Origin of the sequence: Flavobacterium sp. N1736, from assembly GCF_025947065.1 — a bacterium.
In the GTDB taxonomy this organism is placed as follows: Bacteria; Bacteroidota; Bacteroidia; order Flavobacteriales; family Flavobacteriaceae; genus Flavobacterium.
Window position 1 is genome coordinate 2,042,290 of sequence record NZ_CP109994.1, and the last position, 20,518, is coordinate 2,062,807.

General features: G+C 34.5%; 10 protein-coding genes. 1 reads left to right on the forward strand and 9 read right to left on the reverse strand.

The genetic code is table 11. The annotated features are described in order from the left end of the window. Positions 1–105: 105 nt before the first annotated feature. Genes OLM54_RS08640 through OLM54_RS08655 form a run of 4 tightly spaced genes read right to left on the reverse strand, consistent with a single transcriptional unit; the run spans position 106 to position 10,512 of the window. Entirely contained in the window at positions 106–2,067 is a 1,962-nt protein-coding gene (locus tag OLM54_RS08640; RefSeq protein ID WP_264538183.1) for an OmpA family protein, read from the reverse strand. Between the two features lie 2 nt (positions 2,068–2,069). Continuing rightward, positions 2,070–2,978, reverse strand: a complete 909-nt coding sequence (locus OLM54_RS08645) for a type IX secretion system membrane protein PorP/SprF (protein ID WP_264538184.1) — start codon at positions 2,976–2,978, stop codon at positions 2,070–2,072. A gap of 59 nt (positions 2,979–3,037) precedes the next feature. Next, a complete protein-coding gene (locus tag OLM54_RS08650; RefSeq protein WP_264538185.1) occupies positions 3,038–9,877 on the reverse strand; it encodes an Ig-like domain-containing protein in 6,840 nt (2,279 codons plus the stop codon). An 11-nt stretch (positions 9,878–9,888) separates the two neighbouring features. After that, the gene (locus tag OLM54_RS08655) at positions 9,889–10,512 is read right to left on the reverse strand and encodes a hypothetical protein (protein ID WP_264538186.1); all 624 of its coding nucleotides are present in this window, start codon (positions 10,510–10,512) and stop codon (positions 9,889–9,891) included. A 698-nt stretch (positions 10,513–11,210) separates the two neighbouring features. On the opposite strand from OLM54_RS08655, the gene OLM54_RS08660 reads away from it, so the two are divergent. Further along, positions 11,211–12,752, forward strand: coding sequence for a helix-turn-helix domain-containing protein (locus tag OLM54_RS08660; protein ID WP_264538187.1), 1,542 nt, complete (start codon positions 11,211–11,213; stop codon positions 12,750–12,752). 94 nt (positions 12,753–12,846) lie between these two features. On the opposite strand, the gene OLM54_RS08665 is transcribed toward OLM54_RS08660, so the two are convergent. The 5 genes from OLM54_RS08665 to OLM54_RS08690 form a co-directional block, all read right to left on the reverse strand. Then, positions 12,847–13,500, reverse strand: a complete 654-nt coding sequence (locus OLM54_RS08665; RefSeq protein WP_413614467.1) for a GNAT family N-acetyltransferase — start codon at positions 13,498–13,500, stop codon at positions 12,847–12,849. 533 nt (positions 13,501–14,033) lie between these two features. Beyond that, entirely contained in the window at positions 14,034–15,983 is a 1,950-nt protein-coding gene (locus OLM54_RS21650; protein ID WP_319802320.1) for an OmpA family protein, read from the reverse strand. A 21-nt stretch (positions 15,984–16,004) separates the two neighbouring features. Further along, entirely contained in the window at positions 16,005–16,919 is a 915-nt protein-coding gene (locus OLM54_RS08680) for a type IX secretion system membrane protein PorP/SprF (RefSeq protein WP_264538188.1), read from the reverse strand. 38 nt (positions 16,920–16,957) lie between these two features. Continuing rightward, the gene (locus OLM54_RS08685; RefSeq protein ID WP_264538189.1) at positions 16,958–18,295 is read right to left on the reverse strand and encodes a gliding motility-associated C-terminal domain-containing protein; all 1,338 of its coding nucleotides are present in this window, start codon (positions 18,293–18,295) and stop codon (positions 16,958–16,960) included. Between the two features lie 791 nt (positions 18,296–19,086). Beyond that, complete coding sequence (locus tag OLM54_RS08690) at positions 19,087–20,388, reverse strand: peroxiredoxin family protein (RefSeq protein ID WP_264538190.1); 1,302 nt, start codon at positions 20,386–20,388, stop codon at positions 19,087–19,089. Positions 20,389–20,518 lie beyond the last annotated feature (130 nt).

Genomic DNA, 20,518 nt, shown 5'->3' on the forward strand with positions numbered 1-20,518 from the left:
TTTTGATCTTTAAATACTGAATAAAACTTTTTCATTTGTTGCAAACAAAAAGCCCAATCCGAAAGGATTGGGCTTTCATAAGCTCTTAGAGCTCTTAATTACATATTACATGGATACAATTACAAATTCACTTCTTCTGTTTAACAAATGTTCTTCTTCTGTACATTTTACACCGTCTTTACATTTGTTGAGTAATTGGCTTTCGCCGAAACCTTTTCCTTTTAAACGATTTGCTGCGATACCTTTTTTTACAAGCCACGCCATAATAGATTTTGCTCTTTTATCTGATAAAATTAAATTTGATTTTACGGATGATCTGCTATCTGTATGCGAGCGAATATCTATTTTCATTTTTGGATATTCCTGCATTACGGCAAATATCTTTTCTAATTCAATTGCTGCTTTATCTGTAATATTCCATTTTCCTAAATCAAAGTAAATCATAGAAATATTTAATGTTTTACCTAAATCTGTTCCTACTTTGATTGCTTGTATATCCGGAATTTCCAATGCCGCAATTTTTTCTTTTTCTAAAGTAAAATCTAACTTATTGTCAATATTGGTCGAAACGGTAAAGTTATTTTCTTTTGTTGGATATTGTTTTCTTTCAACTCTGACTAAATACTTTTTATTGCAGTTTACTTTAAAATTATAAACTCCATCTTTTCCTGTTGTTACTTCTTCAAGTACCTGATTATTTTCATCAAACAAAGTTACTTTTGCTGCTTCTATAGTTTCATTTGCTTTGCTGTCAAAAATAGTTCCGGTTAATGTTCTTTCGCAAACCAGTTTTTTTGTTTCTGTAAATTTATAAATATCGTCATTTCCTATTCCGCCTTTTTTATTAGAAGAAAAATATCCTGTACGGGTATTGCTGTCAATAATAAAAGCAAAATCATCAGATTTGGTATTAATTGGTTCACCAATATTCTGCACTTTGTCAAAAGTTCCGTTATCGAGTATTTTTGAAACAAATATGTCGAGTCCTCCAAGTCCCGGACGTCCGTCAGTTGCAAAGTACAATTCATTATCGCCTGAAATAAACGGAAAAGTTTCTCTCCCTTCTGTATTAATATTTGTCCCTAGATTTTCAGGTTTTCCAAATGTTCCGTCAGCATTAATCGTGACGCTGTATAAATCCGACTGACCTAAACTTCCGGGCATATCTGATGAGAAAAACAATTTCTTTTCATCTAAACTTAATGCCGGATGTGCTGTACTAAAGGCGTCGCTGTTAAATGGCAATTCCTGAATATTATCCCATTTTCCATTTACAAAACTGGCTTTATACAATTTTAGCAATGTAATATTCTTGTCATCTTTTCCTCGCTTTCCATCCAAAAAGTTGTTTCTTGTAAAATACATGGTTTTGCCATCTTTTGTAAAAGCAGGGGTCGATTCGTTAAATTTAGAATTAACTTGTGTATCTAACAAAACCGGAGTAGAAAGATTTCCATCAGGCTGAATGGCCGCTGAATATAAATTTGTAAAAGATTTATTTGTCCATCGAAATGTCTTTTCTTCTCCTTTTCTAATTTTACGTGCGGAGCTAAATATTAAATTATTATTTAAAACAGCTGTTCCAAAATCTGATTGTTCTGTATTAATATTGGTATTTACTATATCAAATCTGCCTGAGTTTAACTTAATCTGCTCCAGGTAATTTCTGTTATTTTCAAATAAAATTCCTCTGGTATCTGTCGTTACTTTCTTATTGAATTCTTCGAGCATTTTATCTGCTTTTGCATAATCTTCTACGGCTTTAAGAGACTGTGCATATCTGTAAAGATATTCCGGTTCTTGTTTTGGATTCAGAAAGAAAAGTTCGTCATAGCAAACAACTGCTTTTGATAATTCAGCATTAAAGTAATAGGCATTACCAAGTCTCTGAAACATTTTTTCATCTTTGTATCCTTTAGCGGCAAGCTTTTCATAAATCGAAATTGCGTCTGCATACGCATAATTATTATATTGTTTTTCTGCTTTTTGCAAAAGTGCTTTTTGTGCCATTCCGCTGAAAAAGAAAAAAGACATTAGTATGCTATAAATTATATTTTTTATTTTCATGATTAGAAAAATCTTGGTGATGTTATTCGGCTATACTTATTCAAAAACTCAAAACGCAGGAATATTTCATGTGATCCAGAATTGTAATTCACTAATTTGGTTGTTTCACGATCATAGGCATATCCCAGATATAAACTATCGGTAATTTGAAAACCTGCCAATGCACTTACCGCTGCGCTCCATCTGTAGGAAACACCAACAACAAATTTGTCATTAAACATGAAGTTTGCCGAAGCATCAACCTGAAGCGGTGAACCTTCTACCATTTTAGCCAAAACTGCGGGTTTGAATTTTATCTGTTCATAATGATCAAGATTAAATACATATCCCGCAATTAAATAATAATTAATCTGCTCTTTAAAAATGGCAGTTTCATTATCATCATATCGATTTGTTTCGATAAAATTTGGCACGGATAAACCAACATATCCTTTGTCTGAATGATAGTAAATTCCTGCTCCAACGTTTGGTGAAAATTTATTTTTGAAATCCTGAAATTGCGGATCTCCCTGATCTTCCGGAGTTAACTTTGTTGGGTCCAGTTTGAATACATTTGCGGATCCTTTTATACCAAAAGAAAGTTTGGCTGTTGCCGATGTTTGAATCGAATACGAAAAATCTGCAGATATATTGTTTTCATTTGTTGGACCAATTTTATCATTTACTAATGAAACACCAAGTCCTACATTATTACCTACGGGTGTATTTACAGAAAAACTGCTTGTTTCGGGCGCTCCGTCTAACCCAACCCATTGTGTTCGGTAAAGTCCTAAAACACTTATAACTCCTCTTGAACCGGCGTAGGCTGGATTTATATTAATGGTATTATACATATATTGTGTAAACTGCGCATCTTGCTGAGCAAAACCTGCAACGGAACAAAACAATAAAACTAAAACTAATTTTCTCATTTATTTTATTTTTAAATAATGGCTTAGCCGTGACTAAGCCATTTAATTTGTATAGTGAATTACTTGGTAAGGTATAAATACCCGGCCTGTTGCTGTGCGTTAGATTGTTTATCTTTATATCTAATGATATAATAATAAGTTCCTTCAGGTAATCCGTTTGTATCTTTAACTGTTACACGTCCTTCTGAAATACCTCTAAAAGCAATATCGGCATTGTTGTAATGATCACGTTCGAATACTAATACTCCCCAACGGTTGAAGATTTGTACCGTATTATCAGGATAACATTCTATACCCTGAATATAGAATCTTTCGTTTTGTTTATCTCCATTTGCAGATACGGCATTAAAGATTTTAATTACACAACCGCTTAATTCCAGAACAGTTGGTTTTTCTCCTTCAGTATCACTAAAATCTGATTTGTCTGACACAGTTATTCCACTTTGTGTAATTGCCGATACTGTTGCCTGATTGCTTATGCTTCCAGAATCTACATCTGCCTGAGACAAAGTATATGTTCCGCTTATTGAGGTAGTATCAGTTTGACCAACCGTAAGATTAATAGGACCTCCACTCATTACAATTCCCGGTAAAGGATCAGAAACTGTTATATTTTCAAGAGCAACATTTCCTTTATTTGTTATGGCGAAATTATAGGTTAAAGTCTCCCCGGCTTCGGCATATCCATTGTTATTATCATCATTTAATACGACTGTTTTTACAATTGCAATTGCTGGAATTTCAACAAAAATCTTAACCGTTGCAGTGCTACAATTAGATGAATTAGCTTTCTCGCATATCTGGTATGTTAATGTATGCTCTCCTCCTGCTGTACCTGGCGCTACGTTAATTGTACCGTCATCGTTAATAGTAATTCCTGTTGGTAAATCCAGACCTTTTAGTATAACATCTGAAGCTTTAGCAGGAACACCGTTTAAGGTATCATTGTCTAAAACATTGATTACTTCTAATGAACCATTAAGTCCGTCAGCACGAGTTATATCGTCTTCATTACCAGCCTGAATTCCAAATGTAGGCATCGCGTTACAGCCAGATGCTGCTGCAGGATAATTGACCACTACTGATTGTGTTGGGTTTAATGTAAACTGCATTGTAACAGCCGGTCTTGTTAATTCAAAACCGTCATTTCCTTGTATCCATTGTCCGTTAACTAATACCCATCCCGGCCAGTCTGTTGGTTTATTATTACCATCAACAACTGCTCCCGGCCATAAAACTGTACCGCTTAATGGCATATTAGTTTGTGTTGCTACAATGTTGTTAGCACTGTCTATCCAATTAATAGTTAATAATCCTGTTGGAGTAAAATTATCTGCTACAACATTATAAGAAACATACGGTGCATTATTAGCGCAATAACTATTTGCAGTTATTGTCATTGTAGGCGCCACAACCGTAACTGAAACAGTAGCAGAACTACAATTTGAAGGGTTGGCTTTTTCGCAAATTTCGTATGTTAAAGTATAATTCCCAGCCGGTGCATTTGGAATCAATTCTACAGTACCATCAGGTTTTAATGTCATCGTTCCTGTTGGATCTGGAGTTACTACATGTAAATTAACATCTGACGGAATTAGTGGATTATTGTTTAAAGTATCATTATCAAATACATTTAATACTGTAACTGTTTTATCGATTCCTACAACCGCATTTATTGGGTCTGATACAGCATTTACAATTGTTTTTTCGACTACAATTGTTATGGTTGCCGGTGTTGCATCAACAGCTCCGTTATTGTCTGTTGCTGTAAAAGTAAAAGTTTCGTTGCCTGAAAATGCTCCGCTAGGATCATACGTAAGCATGCTGACTTCTAAAGGTGTCAATACCTGATTTATCGTTATTGGTGCACCAGATAATGCTAAAATTCCATTAGCAGGCAATGACAAGACGGTATAATTTACAATGGTTCCATCAGTATCTGTTGCTGTTAAAGCATTGATCGCTGTCGCTCCGGCTCTTGACGGAATACCAGCGTTGGTATCGTCGTTTGAAACTGGTGAATTATTTGCAACCGGAATTGTAATAGTTCCCGCTGATATAGCGATCGCACCAAGATTATCAGTTGCAGTAAATGTAAATGTATCGTCGCCTGTAAATGTTCCACTTGGATCATAAGTAAGCATACTTGCTTCTAAAGGCGTTATTATCTGATTTATTGTAACCTGAACTCCGGCTAGTGCCAAAATTCCATGAGATGGTAATGTTAAAACCGTATAATTTGCTATAGTTCCATCAATATCTGTTGCTATTAATGTGTTTAGGGCTGTCGCTCCTGATGTTGACAGAATTGAAGCATTTATATCGTCAGCTGCTATCGGATTATCATTTACAGCATTTACTGTTATAAGTTGGTTTGCCGTAGCGGTTCCACCGTTTCCATCACTGATCAGGTAAGGAATACTTACAGCTGTAGCTGAATTGAAGTTTGCCGATGGCGTGAAAGTAATCACTCCCGCAGCTGAGATATTTACTGTTCCGTTTGTAACAGAAATTGTTTGTGTTGTTCCCGTAAGTGTTGTTCCGCCAATTGAAGTAATACTCAAGGTATCTCCGTCAATATCTGAATCCAATGCCAATGGAGTTAACGTTACCGTAGCATCTTCGTTCATCGTATAAACATCGTTTACTGCCGTTGGGATGTCGTTTACTGCATTTACTGTGATAAGCTCGTTTGCTGTTGCAGTTCCGCCATGACCATCGCTGATTCCATACGGAATACTCACAGCTGTAGCTGAATTGAAGTTTGCCGATGGCGTGAAAGTTATTACTCCTGCAGCCGATATATTTACTGTTCCGTTTGTTACGGTAATAGTTTGTGCTCCGCCTGTAAGTGTTGTTCCGCCAATTGAAGTGATACTTAATGTATCGCCGTCAAGATCAGAATCCAATGCCAATGGAGTTAACGTTACCGTAGCATCTTCATTCATGGTATAAACATCATCAACTGCTGTTGGAATATCGTTTACTGCATTTACCGTGATAAGTTGGTTTGCCGTTGCAGTTCCGCCATGACCATCACTGATTTCATACGGAATACTCACTGCTGTAGCTGAATTAAAGTTTGCTGATGGTGTGAAGGTAATCACTCCCGCAGCTGAGATATTTACTGTTCCGTTTGTAACAGAAATTGTTTGTGTTGTTCCCGTAAGTGTTGTTCCGCCAATTGAAGTAATACTCAAGGTATCTCCGTCAATATCTGAATCCAATGCCAATGGAGTTAACGTTACCGTAGCATCTTCGTTCATCGTATAAACATCGTTTACTGCCGTTGGGATGTCGTTTACTGCATTTACCGTGATAAGCTGGTTTGCTGTTGCTGTTCCGCCATGACCATCGCTGATTTCATACGGAATACTCACCGCTGTAGCTGAATTAAAGTTTGCCGATGGCGTGAAAGTTATTACTCCCGTTGCTGAGATATTTACTGTTCCGTTTGTAACGATAATAGTTTGTACTCCGCCTGTAAGTGTTGTTCCGCCAATTGAAGTGATACTTAATGTGTCGCCATCAAGATCAGAATCCAATGCCAATGGAGTTAACGTTACCGTAGCATCTTCATTCATGGTATAAACATCATCAACTGCTGTTGGAATATCGTTTACTGCATTTACCGTGATAAGCTGGTTTGCTGTTGCAGTTCCGCCATGACCATCGCTGATTCCATAAGGAATACTAATCGCCGTAGCTGAATTAAAGTTTGCCGATGGCGTAAAAGTAATTACTCCAGTAGCTGAAATATTGATTGTTCCGTTTGTAACGGTAATGGTTTGTGTTGTTCCCGTAAGTGTTGTTCCGCCAATTGAAGTAATACTCAAGGTATCGCCATCAATATCTGAATCCAATGCCAAAGGAGTTAACGTTACCGTAGCATCTTCGTTCATGGTATAAATATCGTTTACTGCTGTTGGAATATCGTTTACAGCATTTACCGTTATAAGCTGGTTTGCTGTTGCTGTTCCGCCATGACCATCACTGATTTCATACGGAATACTCACTGCTGTAGCTGAATTAAAGTTTGCTGATGGTGTGAAGGTAATCACTCCCGCAGCTGAGATATTTACTGTTCCGTTTGTAACAGAAATTGTTTGAGTTGTTCCCGTAAGTGTTGTTCCGCCAATTGAAGTAATACTCAAGGTATCTCCATCAAGGTCAGAATCCAATGCCAACGGAGTTAAAGTTACAGTAGCATCTTCATTCATGGTATAAACATCGTTTACTGCTGTTGGAATATCGTTTACAGCATTAACTGTTATAAGTTCATTTGCTGTTGCAGTTCCGCCATGACCATCACTGATCTCATACAGAATACTCACAGCTGTGGCTGAATTAAAGTTTGCTGATGGTGTGAAGGTAATCACTCCCGCAGCTGAGATATTTACTGTTCCGTTTGTAACAGAAATTGTTTGTGTTGTTCCCGTAAGTGTTGTTCCGCCAATTGAAGTGATACTTAATGTATCGCCGTCAATATCTGAATCCAATGCCAACGGATTTAACGTTACCGTAGCATCTTCGTTCATGGTATAAACATCATCAACTGCTGTTGGGATGTCGTTTACAGCATTAACTAAAAATGTAATATCTGCATTATCACATAATCCTGTAGGATCACATAAAGTATAGGTAATTGAAGCTGTTCCATTAAAATTGTTTGCCGGATTAAAAGTTACAACTCCTGTAGTTGTATCTAATGACCAAACACCTTTAGCATCTGTATATGTTGTTTGGATACCTGAAACAGCAGGATTTAAATCTACTGTAAATTGACCAACTCCGTTTAATGGTCCAGTCGGCTTACCATCTGCGTCTGTATCATTAGTTAATACATTAACTGAACCGTCAACTCCATCTTCATTTAACGGAAAAGAAGTAGTATCATCATCATTAGCTTCCGGAGTATGATTGACTGGTGTAACTGTTACAGTATCTGTATTATTTAAAGTATTGGTATCTGAATCATTTCCACTAACAACCGCTGTATTCACATAAGAACCTGAAGCCTTGACAGTAGCAGTAATGGATAAAGTTGCACTTGCTGCGTTTGCTAAACTTCCAACAGTCCAGTTTGGTGCAGACCATGTTCCTGTTGATGGTGTTGCACTTACAAAAGTATAACCCGAAGGAAGCACATCATTTACTGTAACTCCGGTCGCTTTATAAGGTCCGTTGTTAGTGACAGTAATCGTAAAAACACTATTATCTCCCACACTCGGATTAAGATTATCAACAACTTTGCTAACCTGTAAATCTAAAGGACAAAGTGCCGCTTCAAAACTTTTAGTGGTAACAGAAGTACCCCCACAATCAGTAGCTACTGAATATTGAACCTCAACTGTACCTGATCCGGTAAAACTTAACGTATTTCCTGTCAAAGTACCCGGACCGCTAAGTATACTTAACGTACCTCCGGCTGGTGTTGGCTGCAATAAAACAGGATCACCAACACAATATTTTGAACCTGGTCCTCCTCCTGTAGAAACAGGCTGAATAACCGGAATTGATTCGACACCACAAATTTGCACAGCAGCTGTAGCAAAAGTATAACTTTGTTCAACTGTAGTTGCACTACTTCCATCACCCATACTACCGCTAATTCTATGACCAACATAACCGAACTTAGCTTCACATTTTTTAACAATCATTGAGGTATGTCCTCCTGTTTCAACCGCCAGAATATTAGTTATGTCAACACCATTTGGAGTCGTGGGATCAGTTGAAGTATTTCCTTTTCCAAGTAAATAATTATTACTATTACCAAATGCATAAATATTTTTACTGCTGTTAATGACATTCATACTGCCATATTGCGCATCATGTTCTTGTGAACTAAACCATTTAATATCATTCATCACCGGACCGCTTGCAGATGTATATCGAGGCTGAACCCATGCTAGTCTGTCAGCAGTCGCCCAATTTCCAAGCTCTCTGGCAGAGTTTTCACCTACTGCATATAAATTTCCGTCTGTCGCTAAAATATAGTAAGATCTTGATGTACCATTTCCTGTTGAACCAATCATTTTTGGAGTCATAGCAGGAATTGTCATTTGTGCAGCGCTATTTTGATTAGGAATTATTGCCGTATTATCTCCTAATAATACGTTATTACCCCAAACGTACACAGTACCATCCGACTTCAATGCCATAAGACCGTCATAACTACCTCTACAGGCTATAACATTAGTCAAAAACGGATTTCCCGTAGCAGAAGTGGTAACTTTGTACCAAGTCGTAGCAGAAGTTGCTCCTGCTCCGCTACCTCTAACATTGGGACTTTGTGAAATCACCCAGACATCTCCACTACAAGTTGTAATAGCTAATGTTTTAAAGGTAGCAAACATCATTTTAACATCGCCTGGCGTTACTCCGGTTGGCAAACCGTTAGTATTCCCACCAATCGTCAGCTTTTGAAAAATTACACCTGAAGTAATTGAAGCATCAAGAACAGCACCTTCTGTAGACCATGCATATAAACCATCAGTAGCTAAAAGAATACCTTGTACGTTATTAGAAGAATTACTTCCCAATCCAACTTTTAAAGGAGTACCGGTTAAACCTGTAAAATTTGTAGCATTAATTGTTAGTGGTGTCAAAACATTAGAAGTTCCATTACCTGCAATTTTTTCTCCCCATACCTGAAAAGAACCATCTGAAGTTCTTACAACTGTCGTATGAAAACTAGAAACAAAATTATCATACTCTATGGTTGTAGCATCGTTATTTGAATCAACTCCAAAATTTGATAAATCAGTATTTGGACATCCGGCAACTGGCGAAGAACATTGCGCATTTGCGAATTGACTGCATACGAAAAAAACAAAAAACAAAAAGATTGTCTTTTTTAATTTCAATATGTTATTTAAGTTTGAGTAGTTTTTTATCATAAGTAATCCGATTATTTTATTATCTGAGAAAGATTATAAGTCTGCACCTGATTATTGAAATCATAAAAATCAAACATCAGATAAGTTTCCTTATCTACTATTCCTGACAGCTTATATTTCAATAATTGAATTTTATTATTTAAGATAATCTCCTTTTCTAACGGAACAGCAGTAAATGCAACTCCTATTCCCGAAACTGACATGCCCGGTGCAGGTAATTTTGTAATTGAATTATCTTTTGTAGTAATAGTTGCGGGAACAGTAATTATTAAATCCGAATAATTTCTTCCCTTTTCTATTTTTTCAGAAAACTGAATTTTCGAAAAATCAAAAACCAATTTAACGGGTGCAACTTTTATGCGGAATCTTTCAGGAAACATTGCGTGATTGCAATCGTCATCGTGTTTTTTATTTTCCTGAAAATTTATATCATATTCTCCCGGTTCCTGAAATACATACTTATTAATTTCATTGCCTTGTAATGTAGTATTGATATTATTTTGAGAATTTGTAATAGTCCACATAATTGATGTATCCATATTGCCAAAATCAACTTTTTCGCCATATGAAATCACAGTATAAAATTGCTTAATTTCATCGTTGATTTTATTTTGAGCTTCTGATTTAAAACCCATAAATAGGCTGAAAAATAAAATACAGGCGACCTGTTTTTTTAAGTTGAAACAGATGTATTTCCGATAAATATTCCTGATCATAAGTAATAGTTTAGTTTTAATAGCTTTTGTATAATTTTGGCTGCGAATCTAAACGATTTGGGATCCGAAAAAAGTCTTAATTCTTTACCAATTACGCAATAGGTAAAACATTCTTTCATTGCAAAACACATAAAGCACTGTTTTACAATGTGTTAAATAAATGTTGTTTTTACACTTTTAATGTCTGAGAATTATTTAACTGTAATAAAAATTATACATTTGTAAATTAGAATCAAGTAAGCAGTGTTTGATTATAATGAGAACTACCAAAATAAAGACGGCTGATGTAGCATTGATGTAGTCATCTAAGCTACTATTAATACGCATATGTATAATTTTGGAACATCAATTTATCTGCAAATATTTTTAACTTAAATATTAAATGATGTTAAGAATGCACATAATCAGCGGGATTAAAAGAAATATTGATTACATTTCAACTTAGTTAAAATTACATCTGGCTGCGTTGGTAAAAAATTATATTTCTAAAGTTAGAAGGATTAAATATGATTTACATTATTAAGGTAAACATCAAAAAATCTTCCACAAATAAAAATATTTACTTGATTTAAAGCTGAGTTTATACACCTAATTTTCACTTATTTTTTATTTATTATATGCACTTAAAATCATTTCTTCTCCTATTTGCAGTTGTTTTTTTTCACTGTACAATCTATTCTCAAAACTCAAAATACGACACTGTTTTTTCTGAAACAGCTCAGGTATTATTAAGTTCGAATCCTAAAAAAGCACTAAGCAATACCGATTATCTCTACAAAATTTCTAATAATAATGCGGAGCGAATAAAAGCCTGCATGCTTAAAGCAACTCTTTTACGCCAATACGGAATACGTAACGAAGCTATTTCTGCATTAAAACGGGCAGACAGTCTTGCCATAATCGATAAAAATTACACGCTGCAGGCAAGAATAAACGGTTTTTTATCAACCCTTTTTCGTGAAAACGAAATTTACAGTCTTGGAAAAATTCATTTACAAAAAGCATTAGCTGTTAGTAAAAAAATTGAAGACAAAAATGAAATGTATAAATTTCAGGGAAATTTGTCTCAGGAAATAGCCTATTACGAAATGTTTGATGCCAACTATTCTAAAGCAATTGCACATCTTAAAAGTGGAAATCAATTGTTTGAAAAGGCAGGTTCAAGTATTGATAAAAATTTCCAGATAGCCGTTAATGACGAACTTATCGCAAAAAATTATCTTTCACTGCAAAAAGTGGATTCTGCTATGATAACGTATCAAAAAGCAATGAAAGAGCTCGATGCGTCACAATCGTCAAACAGTCCGTTGAAAGGTTTTATATATAATGGTTTTGCAAATGTTTATTATACTACAGGAGATTATAAAAATGCAATTGTAAATTATCAGAAAGCCGAGAAAATAGCTGACGAATCTAATTTTTTTGCATTAAAACAAGAAGTATATAATTCACTTTTAGAATTTTATAAAAAGACTGATAATAAAAAATACATTCTTTACAATGAAAAAAATCTGGCGTTAAACAAAAATGAAGAGCATAACCGAAAAATCATTGCAGATGATCTTATTAAATCACTCCGAAAAAAGCAGGTCGAAAACAAATCGCAATATCAAAAAACGACCTATATCATTATCGGTATTTGTATCTTTTCTATTTTGCTAATTCTTGGATATTACTATTACCGAAGACAGCAAGATTATAAAAAATTTAAAAAATTCATAAATAAAACGCAGGAAGTTCCTGATATTGATATTGAAGCTGTATCAGAGCCAAAAAAAGAAATTGCAAAAGAATATATGTCTGAGGCTACAGAAAATAGTATTCTCAAAAGCATACAGGAATTCGAAAAGTCTCATTTTTATTTAAATAAGGATTTATCATTGAATTCTGTTGCTGCAGAACTTAATATAAACCACCGGTATTTGTCTTATGTGATTAATAAACATAAATCGAAAGATTTTGCAGGTTATATCAATGAGCTTCGAATAAATTATATTGTTGATCGTTTGAGAAACGACAGCAATTATTTAAAATATAAAATAAGTTACCTTGCAGATCAGTCCGGTTTTTCGTCGCACAGCAGATTTACAATCAACTTTAAAAAAATTACCGGAGTTTCGCCTTTAGACTTTATTACCTACCTTCAAAAAGAGAATTGAGCAAATAAACACTGAAAAACAAAAACCTGCAAATCAAAGGATTCGCAGGTTTTTTTTATTTAGGCAATTTAACTTTTTATTCATCAATGATCTTTTAACTGGAAACGGTATCACTTTTTGGATCATAAAGCATTGCTGTGCATAAACAGTTTTTTCTTCCTTTACTCATTAATATAGGACAATTGACACAGGTTTTACAATTTTCCCAAAAAAGATCATCATTGGTAAGTTCCGAAAAGGTAACCGGTTCAAAACCCAATTCATGGTTCATTTTCATTACAGCAAGACCAGAGGTTAAACTAAAAATACGTGCATCCGGATACTTCTCTCGACTTAGCTCAAAAATCTTTTTTTTGATTCTTTTTGCAAGTCCCGTATGTCTGAATTCAGGTGCTACAATTAATCCTGAATTAGAAACAAATTTTCCATTTTCCCATGCAGAAATAAAAGAAAAACCTGCCCATCTGCCATCTGATGCAAAAGCGATTACGGCTTCACCCTTTTTCATTTTTGTCTCAAGCATTTCCGGCGAACGTCCTGAAATACCGGTTCCACGGGCTAAAGCAGATGCTAATGTTTCTTCGCAGATTTGTTTGATCCAAAAAGTGTGAGCAGATCTGGCTTTTTCAATAGTAAATTCAACGGGTTCAGCAACATCTTCGCCTGATGGAAAAATTGGCTTGTTACGAAATGAAAAAATCTTTGTCAGGTTTATTTTAGGATCTATAACGGGGTCTATAATTTTCATAATCGTTTATGTAATAACTTATACCATTTGAGAAATGAGCAAAACTGTAATAAAGAAAACGATAGTAAATACCATTAAGTTAATGATACTATCCTTATTCTGTCTGGATTTATTAGTTACATATTGTTTCGTAATCTCCTTGGTTCTGGTTCTATTTGCTTTCATATTTTTTTTATTGTTTTCTACTCCATAAAAACAAACGATATGCCAAAGAAATTCAAAACGAATCAAAACACTGACTACCAATAAAATACAAATAATAGTTATTATTTTACTTTCAAATTCCTATCAAAATGATACGATCAGGCATCCAAAATGAGAAGCATAACAGGCAACTTTATTAAAAACATTGAAAAACAAAAAACCTGCAAATCCTAAAATTTACAGGTTTTATTTATTTAAGATGATTTGTGCCTTTTCCTTATTTATGTATCGGCATTTAGTTTCATGATGAACAAAAGCTACTGAATTAAAACACAAAAAGGATATCTTTTCAGATACCCTTTTGTATTTATATACTATTAAAAAAAAAATTAATCTTTATTGTGAAATTGTATAATAAATTCTGAGCGTCTGTTTATTTCATGTTCACTATCTGAACATTTAACACCATCAGCACAATTGTTCAGTAATTCAGTTTCTCCATATCCTTTTCCGGTAACGCGAGCAGGTCGAATTCCTTTACTCACTAAATACTTGATTGTTGCCTGTGCTCTTCTTTCAGAAAGTTTAAGATTATACTCATTATTTCCCTGACTGTCAGTATGTGACTTAACATCAATTGTACTTGTTGGATAATTTTTTAGAATTTTTACAATTTTATTCATTTCCACCATTGAAGACTTTTTAATTTTGGTACCATTAAGGTCAAAATAAATAGGTTTCACTACAATATTATCCCCATTGCTTATGCTACCTGAACCATCCGCAGGGAATTTTGTTGCATTTGGATCAATTTTAAGGGTTTTATTAATAGTAACTACACCATTACTTCCTGATTTAGACGAAATTACATCATTTGAGGAAATATAACCTGGTTTCTCATATTTTATAGTATGATCTCCAACCGGAATTTTAAGCATATATTCTCCCGCATTATCGGTATAAAATATATCTACAACTCTGTTATCCTTATCATATACTGTAATCTTAACATCGGGTAAAGGATCCCCTGTTGTCGCATCAAATGTTTTACCAATAACGGTAACTGTTTTATCAATCTCTTTTACAGGTTGAAATTCTGTCAGACTGTAAATTTGATCGTTCTTGCTTCTGTTAGACGAGAAAAAACCTTTCTTTTCATCATTGATTACAAAACCAAAATCATCATCTCCGGAATTAATAGGTTCTCCTACATTAGTAACCGAATAGCTATTGTCATTATTTTTTACAGTAGCAAAAACATCCAGACCACCAAGTCCGGGTTGTCCGTCTGATGAAAAGTACAATTGTCCCGATTTAGTTATAAAAGGAAAAGTTTCTCTGCCAATAGTATTAATCGATGGACCTAAATTTCTTGGTTCCCCAAAAGTGCCATCTATTTTAATTTCGACTTCATATAGATCTGTCTGACCTAAAGATCCTGGTCTGTCTGATGCAAAAATCATTTTTCTATCATCAGGTGTTAAAGCAGGATGTGCATTTGAATACGAATCATTATTAATAGACAAATCTTCTATTTTATCCCAAACACCGTCAACAAGAGTTGCTCTGTAAATTCTAAGATGGTTTATATTCGATTTATCAGATTTAAGTTTGTTTCCTTTTATATTACTTCTGGTAAAAAACATAAATTTTCCATCACTTGTAATTACAGGTGTTGATTGATGATATACCGAATTAATTTTTCCGGTTAATTTTTTTGGATCTATCAGATCTCCATTTGAAATGGTTGCTTCGTAAAGCTTAAAATATGGTTTACCTGTCCAGGCATCTCTGTATTTTTTTCCAATAGTATCTCGTGCCGAAGTAAAAATTACATGGTCATTATTAAAAAATGCAGTTCCGTAATCCGGCATGTTAGAATTAGCCGTTACTGGTTTAATAGCGTATCTGTTAGATTGATCTTGTATATCCTTTAGATAATCTATACTCGAATTTAACGATTCATTTCCTTTTTTTAAATTTAGCTGCTTAATAAATCTAGTGGCTTCACTATATCGTTTTACTGATTTTAACGATTGTGAATATCTAAATAACTGACCACTGGTAAAAGCATACTCATCTTCTAACTTATCAGCATAATCATATGCTTTAACCGCATTTTCATAATCTCCGTTAAAATAGTATGAATCTCCAAGTTTTGCATATACTGCAGCAGACCCAAATTTATTTTCAACCAAAGTATTAAACAGATTATCTGCGTTTACAGATGCATATGCTTTTTGATCGAATTCTTTTTCGGCCTTATCAACTAATTTAGTCTGCGAATATGTTGTATGCAGACCAAATAAAACTATCCAAAGTAGTAAATATTTTTTCATAAGTAATTGTGACATCATTAATTAAAAGAATCTTGGATTAATCAATTGTTTACCTGATTTTGTAAACAGATCAAACCTTAGAAAAAACTCATGAGAACCCGAGTTATAATTTGACAGCCTGGTTGTTTCGTAATCGTATCCGTATCCAATCTGGATCGCATCTGTTAACTGAAAACCAGCCATTGCACTAACACCGGCATCTAAACGATAAGCCGCTCCAAGTGTAAACTTGTCATTAATCAGGAAATTTCCAGATAAATCCAGCGATATAGGTGCTCCGGATACAAATTTTGCCAATACAGCCGGCTTAAATCGTAAATATGGATTAATGTCAAAAACATATCCTGCGATACCATAAAAATGTGCTTTAGAAGAATATACAGAAGCGGCTACATTATCATCATGACTTGTTTGTAATAATTTAGGCGAAGATAATCCCGCATACCAATTATACGAATGCACATATACACCAGCTCCTACATTAGGAGATAACATAGACTCTCTTCCTGTTAGATAAGCATCCTGATTTTCAACATTTAATTTTGAATAATCTATTACTAAATTTTCAATACCTCCCGAAATTCCAAAAGAAAACTTCAGTTCGTTATCTGTTTCAATTGTATAGGCATAATTAAGCATTGCACCTAAATTTTTTGTTGGTCCAATCTCATCGTTAACAATGTTTAAACCTATACCATTACCATGATATCCTAACGGGCTCTGAATAGAGAAATTCATTGTTTTTGGAGCTCCATCTAATCCTACCCATTGCGTTCTGTATAAAGCCATTGCACTTACTACCTCTCTTGAACCGGTATAACCAGGGTTAAATGTCATCGTATTATACATATATTGTGTATACTGGGATTGTTGCTGTGCTGATGCGCTACAAACTCCAAGCAACATTATGACTGTTATGTAAAAAATATTTTTCATTAGCTGTTCTTATTTTTTTATTCCTTAATTTTTATTTTTTATTGATTATTTACATATAAATAACCTGATTTCTCCATTCCATTCCCGTCTTTATTATATCTCAGGATATAGAAATAAGTTCCGGTTGGTAGTTTTTCTCCTCTTTTTATTGTGGCGCGTCCATCAGAATATCCTGTAAACATATTGTCACTTTCATTATATCCTTTGGTATCATACACTTTTACACCCCAACGGTTGTATATTTCAACTGTATTATCCGGATAGCTATTAATTCCTGCAATATGAAAAGTGTCATTAAGACCATCTCCGTTTGGCGAAATAGCGTTGTAAACTATTATTTCATCTTTACGTGGTTCAATTGATTTCTTAACAATTCCTATTGTGAAAAATCCATATCCTGTTACTTCACCCATAATAAGGTTTGAATAATTAGTGCCGGATATGTTTTCAGCAATTCCGCCTTCGCTTACCCATTTTTCACCATCCCAGCGAACTATTGCCAGTTGTTCATCGGCATTTAGATTACTAAAATCATTTGGTGTTGTTGCATCATTCAGAGTAAGACCCAAAATAATTTTATCTGGTCCGCTCTCCTGAGTTACCTGCCAGTATTCTGCATTGTTTACTTTAAGTACAGCAACATCTTTCTTGTCTGCCGGAAGAAACTCATTGTTTGTTTTTCTTAAAAAATATTGAGATATATAGGTGTTCTCTCCTAATGAAGAGTCTGCAATATTAGGTCTGTAAAAAAATAGCTTTTCTTCATTACCATCACCAACAGGAAATTCAAACCTGGCATTACCTTTTTTTGCTACCTTTCCGTCAACAAAGCTTTGATTTCCTGCATTTTCATGCAGTGCATTTTCACCAAAAATTACCAGAGCATCTTCGTGAAGAGCATTAATAACCCCGTTTTTAAAAGAAACCATTCCAGCCGCATTAATGTTAGTTTGCAACAAAAAAGGCATTTGTTTTTTATCAATACTATTATCAAAAACTAAATTTTGAAACTCCGACAATCCATCTCCGTTAATTAACTGAGGTTTGAAAACTTTTGAAGAATCCTTGTCCCTAAAAAAAGTTGTTCCTTTATAATCGGGATCGAAACCAACTATACCTTTGTTAAGCCAGTTTTTAAAAATAGAAACCTGCCCGTCATTTATAAAAACGCCAGATTCTTCATTTTCATAATCTTCATAAATATACATCTCGGTACCAGCCTTTACCCGAATTTCTCCTTCATTATTAAACTGGGCGTGCCCTGTTTGACAAATCAATAAAATCATCAGGCAACTGAACATGCCCCCTGAACTTTTGCCGCGTGACAAAACGGGTCTTAATTTATTTATTACTTTATAAGAGTCATTTTTTTTCATACATCTTAGTTATATAGGTTATACAATCGTACCTTATTTAAGATGCAAAAGTAAATCCATAACAAAAGGTATTAAACCCGTAAAAGTTATCACTATATCAAAATAAGGTCAATACTTGATTTATAAACAACTAACAACCAAACCCTTGAAAAACTAAAGCGCTTTAACAGTACTTAATACTGGATTTTACCACGTTAAATACAGTATTTAATTCTCTTTAAATCAGGCTGAATAGGCGAATGCCCAAAGATTTTAATTACTTTTTGCACGCAATAAGATTTATGACTTTAAATAAAATGAAGCAGCAAAACCTGCTTTAAATAAGATAAAAGCAAAATAGTATCTCTATCTGTTAAATTCTTATTTTAAGTTACAGAATTATAATAAAAAGTAATTTACTATTGGGTTTACAGAAGAAGCTATTGCTCAATTTTTAACAATCAAAATACCTTTAAAGAAGTAGAATAAGAGAAGTTTCGAGGATTTTAATTTAATAATCTATCTGAGAATAACGTTTTTTTCTAAAATCAATTTCCGGTCTTCTGGTAAGTATGTGAAATAATAATTGTATAGATTCTTTTTATTTGCTTAAGGAACTAAACAAAAAATGAGGGAATATGTATTCCCTCATTAAAAAAAACAAATCATTAATGCCTAACCAAAGCAAATAAAAATAATGGCAAATATCAATTTAAAAAAATGCGTTTATGATCCGAATAAGTCCAGTTTATTTCAAAATAAGGTATTTTATTTATGATGTACTGTAATATTCTTTACTGTCTATGGTTTGTTTATTGTAAAACTCCTGCCTCGGCTAAGGTTGCGTAACGGCCTGTGATTTTACCTTTTTCGTCGATAACAAAAAAGGTTGGGGTTCCTATGATGCCGTAGTTGATAAAATTTGGGCCTTTAAATCCTTTATAGTCACATAACTGATCTTTCCAGGGAAACACGTGACCGTGACCGTCACCGGCATTTTTTGTTAAATCTGCAGCAACGGTAATTACTTCGAAACCATTTTTTGTAACTACATCGTAATTACCCAATAACGAATGCATTTCGTTTTCGCAATTGTTGCATCCTGATTCGAAAAAGAATAATAGGGTTTTATTTTTAATCGTTTTTTTACCTGTTGCAGTTTGCAAAACCGGAGCTATAGAACCGGCACCAAGATCATTCATGGCACTTAACAAATTATTACCCGGATTTAGTACTCTGCCGGATTTTGCTGCATATGCGCCTAATTCTGTTACCAGATAATCTTTTCCGGCTTTGGCGAATACACCCACCATTTTTTCTGCAAAAGCAGTGTACACCGTATTGCTTTTTATACGCGATAAAATTACTTTGGCATCCTCAAACAATACTGCATCGTCTTTTACGGCATATTGCTGCATTTGTACCCAGTTTTGTATTACGGGACTCCATAAATTACTGGTGTATAAGGCATCTATATCGAGGGTGTTGCGAATGTAGGGACTAAACTGCTTAATTAAATCTTCTTCGCTCATATCTGGGGTATTGCCTGTATGCATTAAAAAATTGAGCATTTCGCGTACGCGCGCTGCATATAGCGGGCTATTTTGTACCAGGGTTTGCTGTATGGCAAACTGGCTGTTCAGGTTTGCTTTTTCTTTCTCAAAAACGATATATAACGGTTCTTGTGGCTGATAAACCTGCAAAACTGCCTTGGCAATACCCATTTTATCGAGTATGCTTTTTTGCTGCTGCGCTGCTTTTATAAAATCATTCTCAGGCGAGTTGGTGATTTTTACATTCTCTGCTGTAAACTGCTCTGCTGTACTGCTTACGGCAATGTTCTCGTTGTTTACAATAAACTCTATATTTTGAGTTTTAGCAACAGTAAACTGTGCAAGACCCTTATACCCCTTGTATGCTTTAGGAAGTACCAATGCAGCAGTACCGGTCTTGGTAAGCATACCTTTTGCTATAGTATCTCTTTTATCTCCTTGTGTAAGCGCATAGCTGTATTCTTTACCTGCATAGTGCGGTAAACTTATTTGCACGGTTTGTGCCTGTAGTGCGGTTACACTAAAAATAACCATGACACTTATATATAATTTTCTTTTCATATTATGTATTTTTTAGATGTTACCCATTGATTTTAAGCAAGATAGTAAAAAATAAAAGTAATCTGACATCGTAATGCTTTAAAATGCCCAACGCTTCTCCTTTCTGCAGGATAGCAGAAATGAAAAGCGG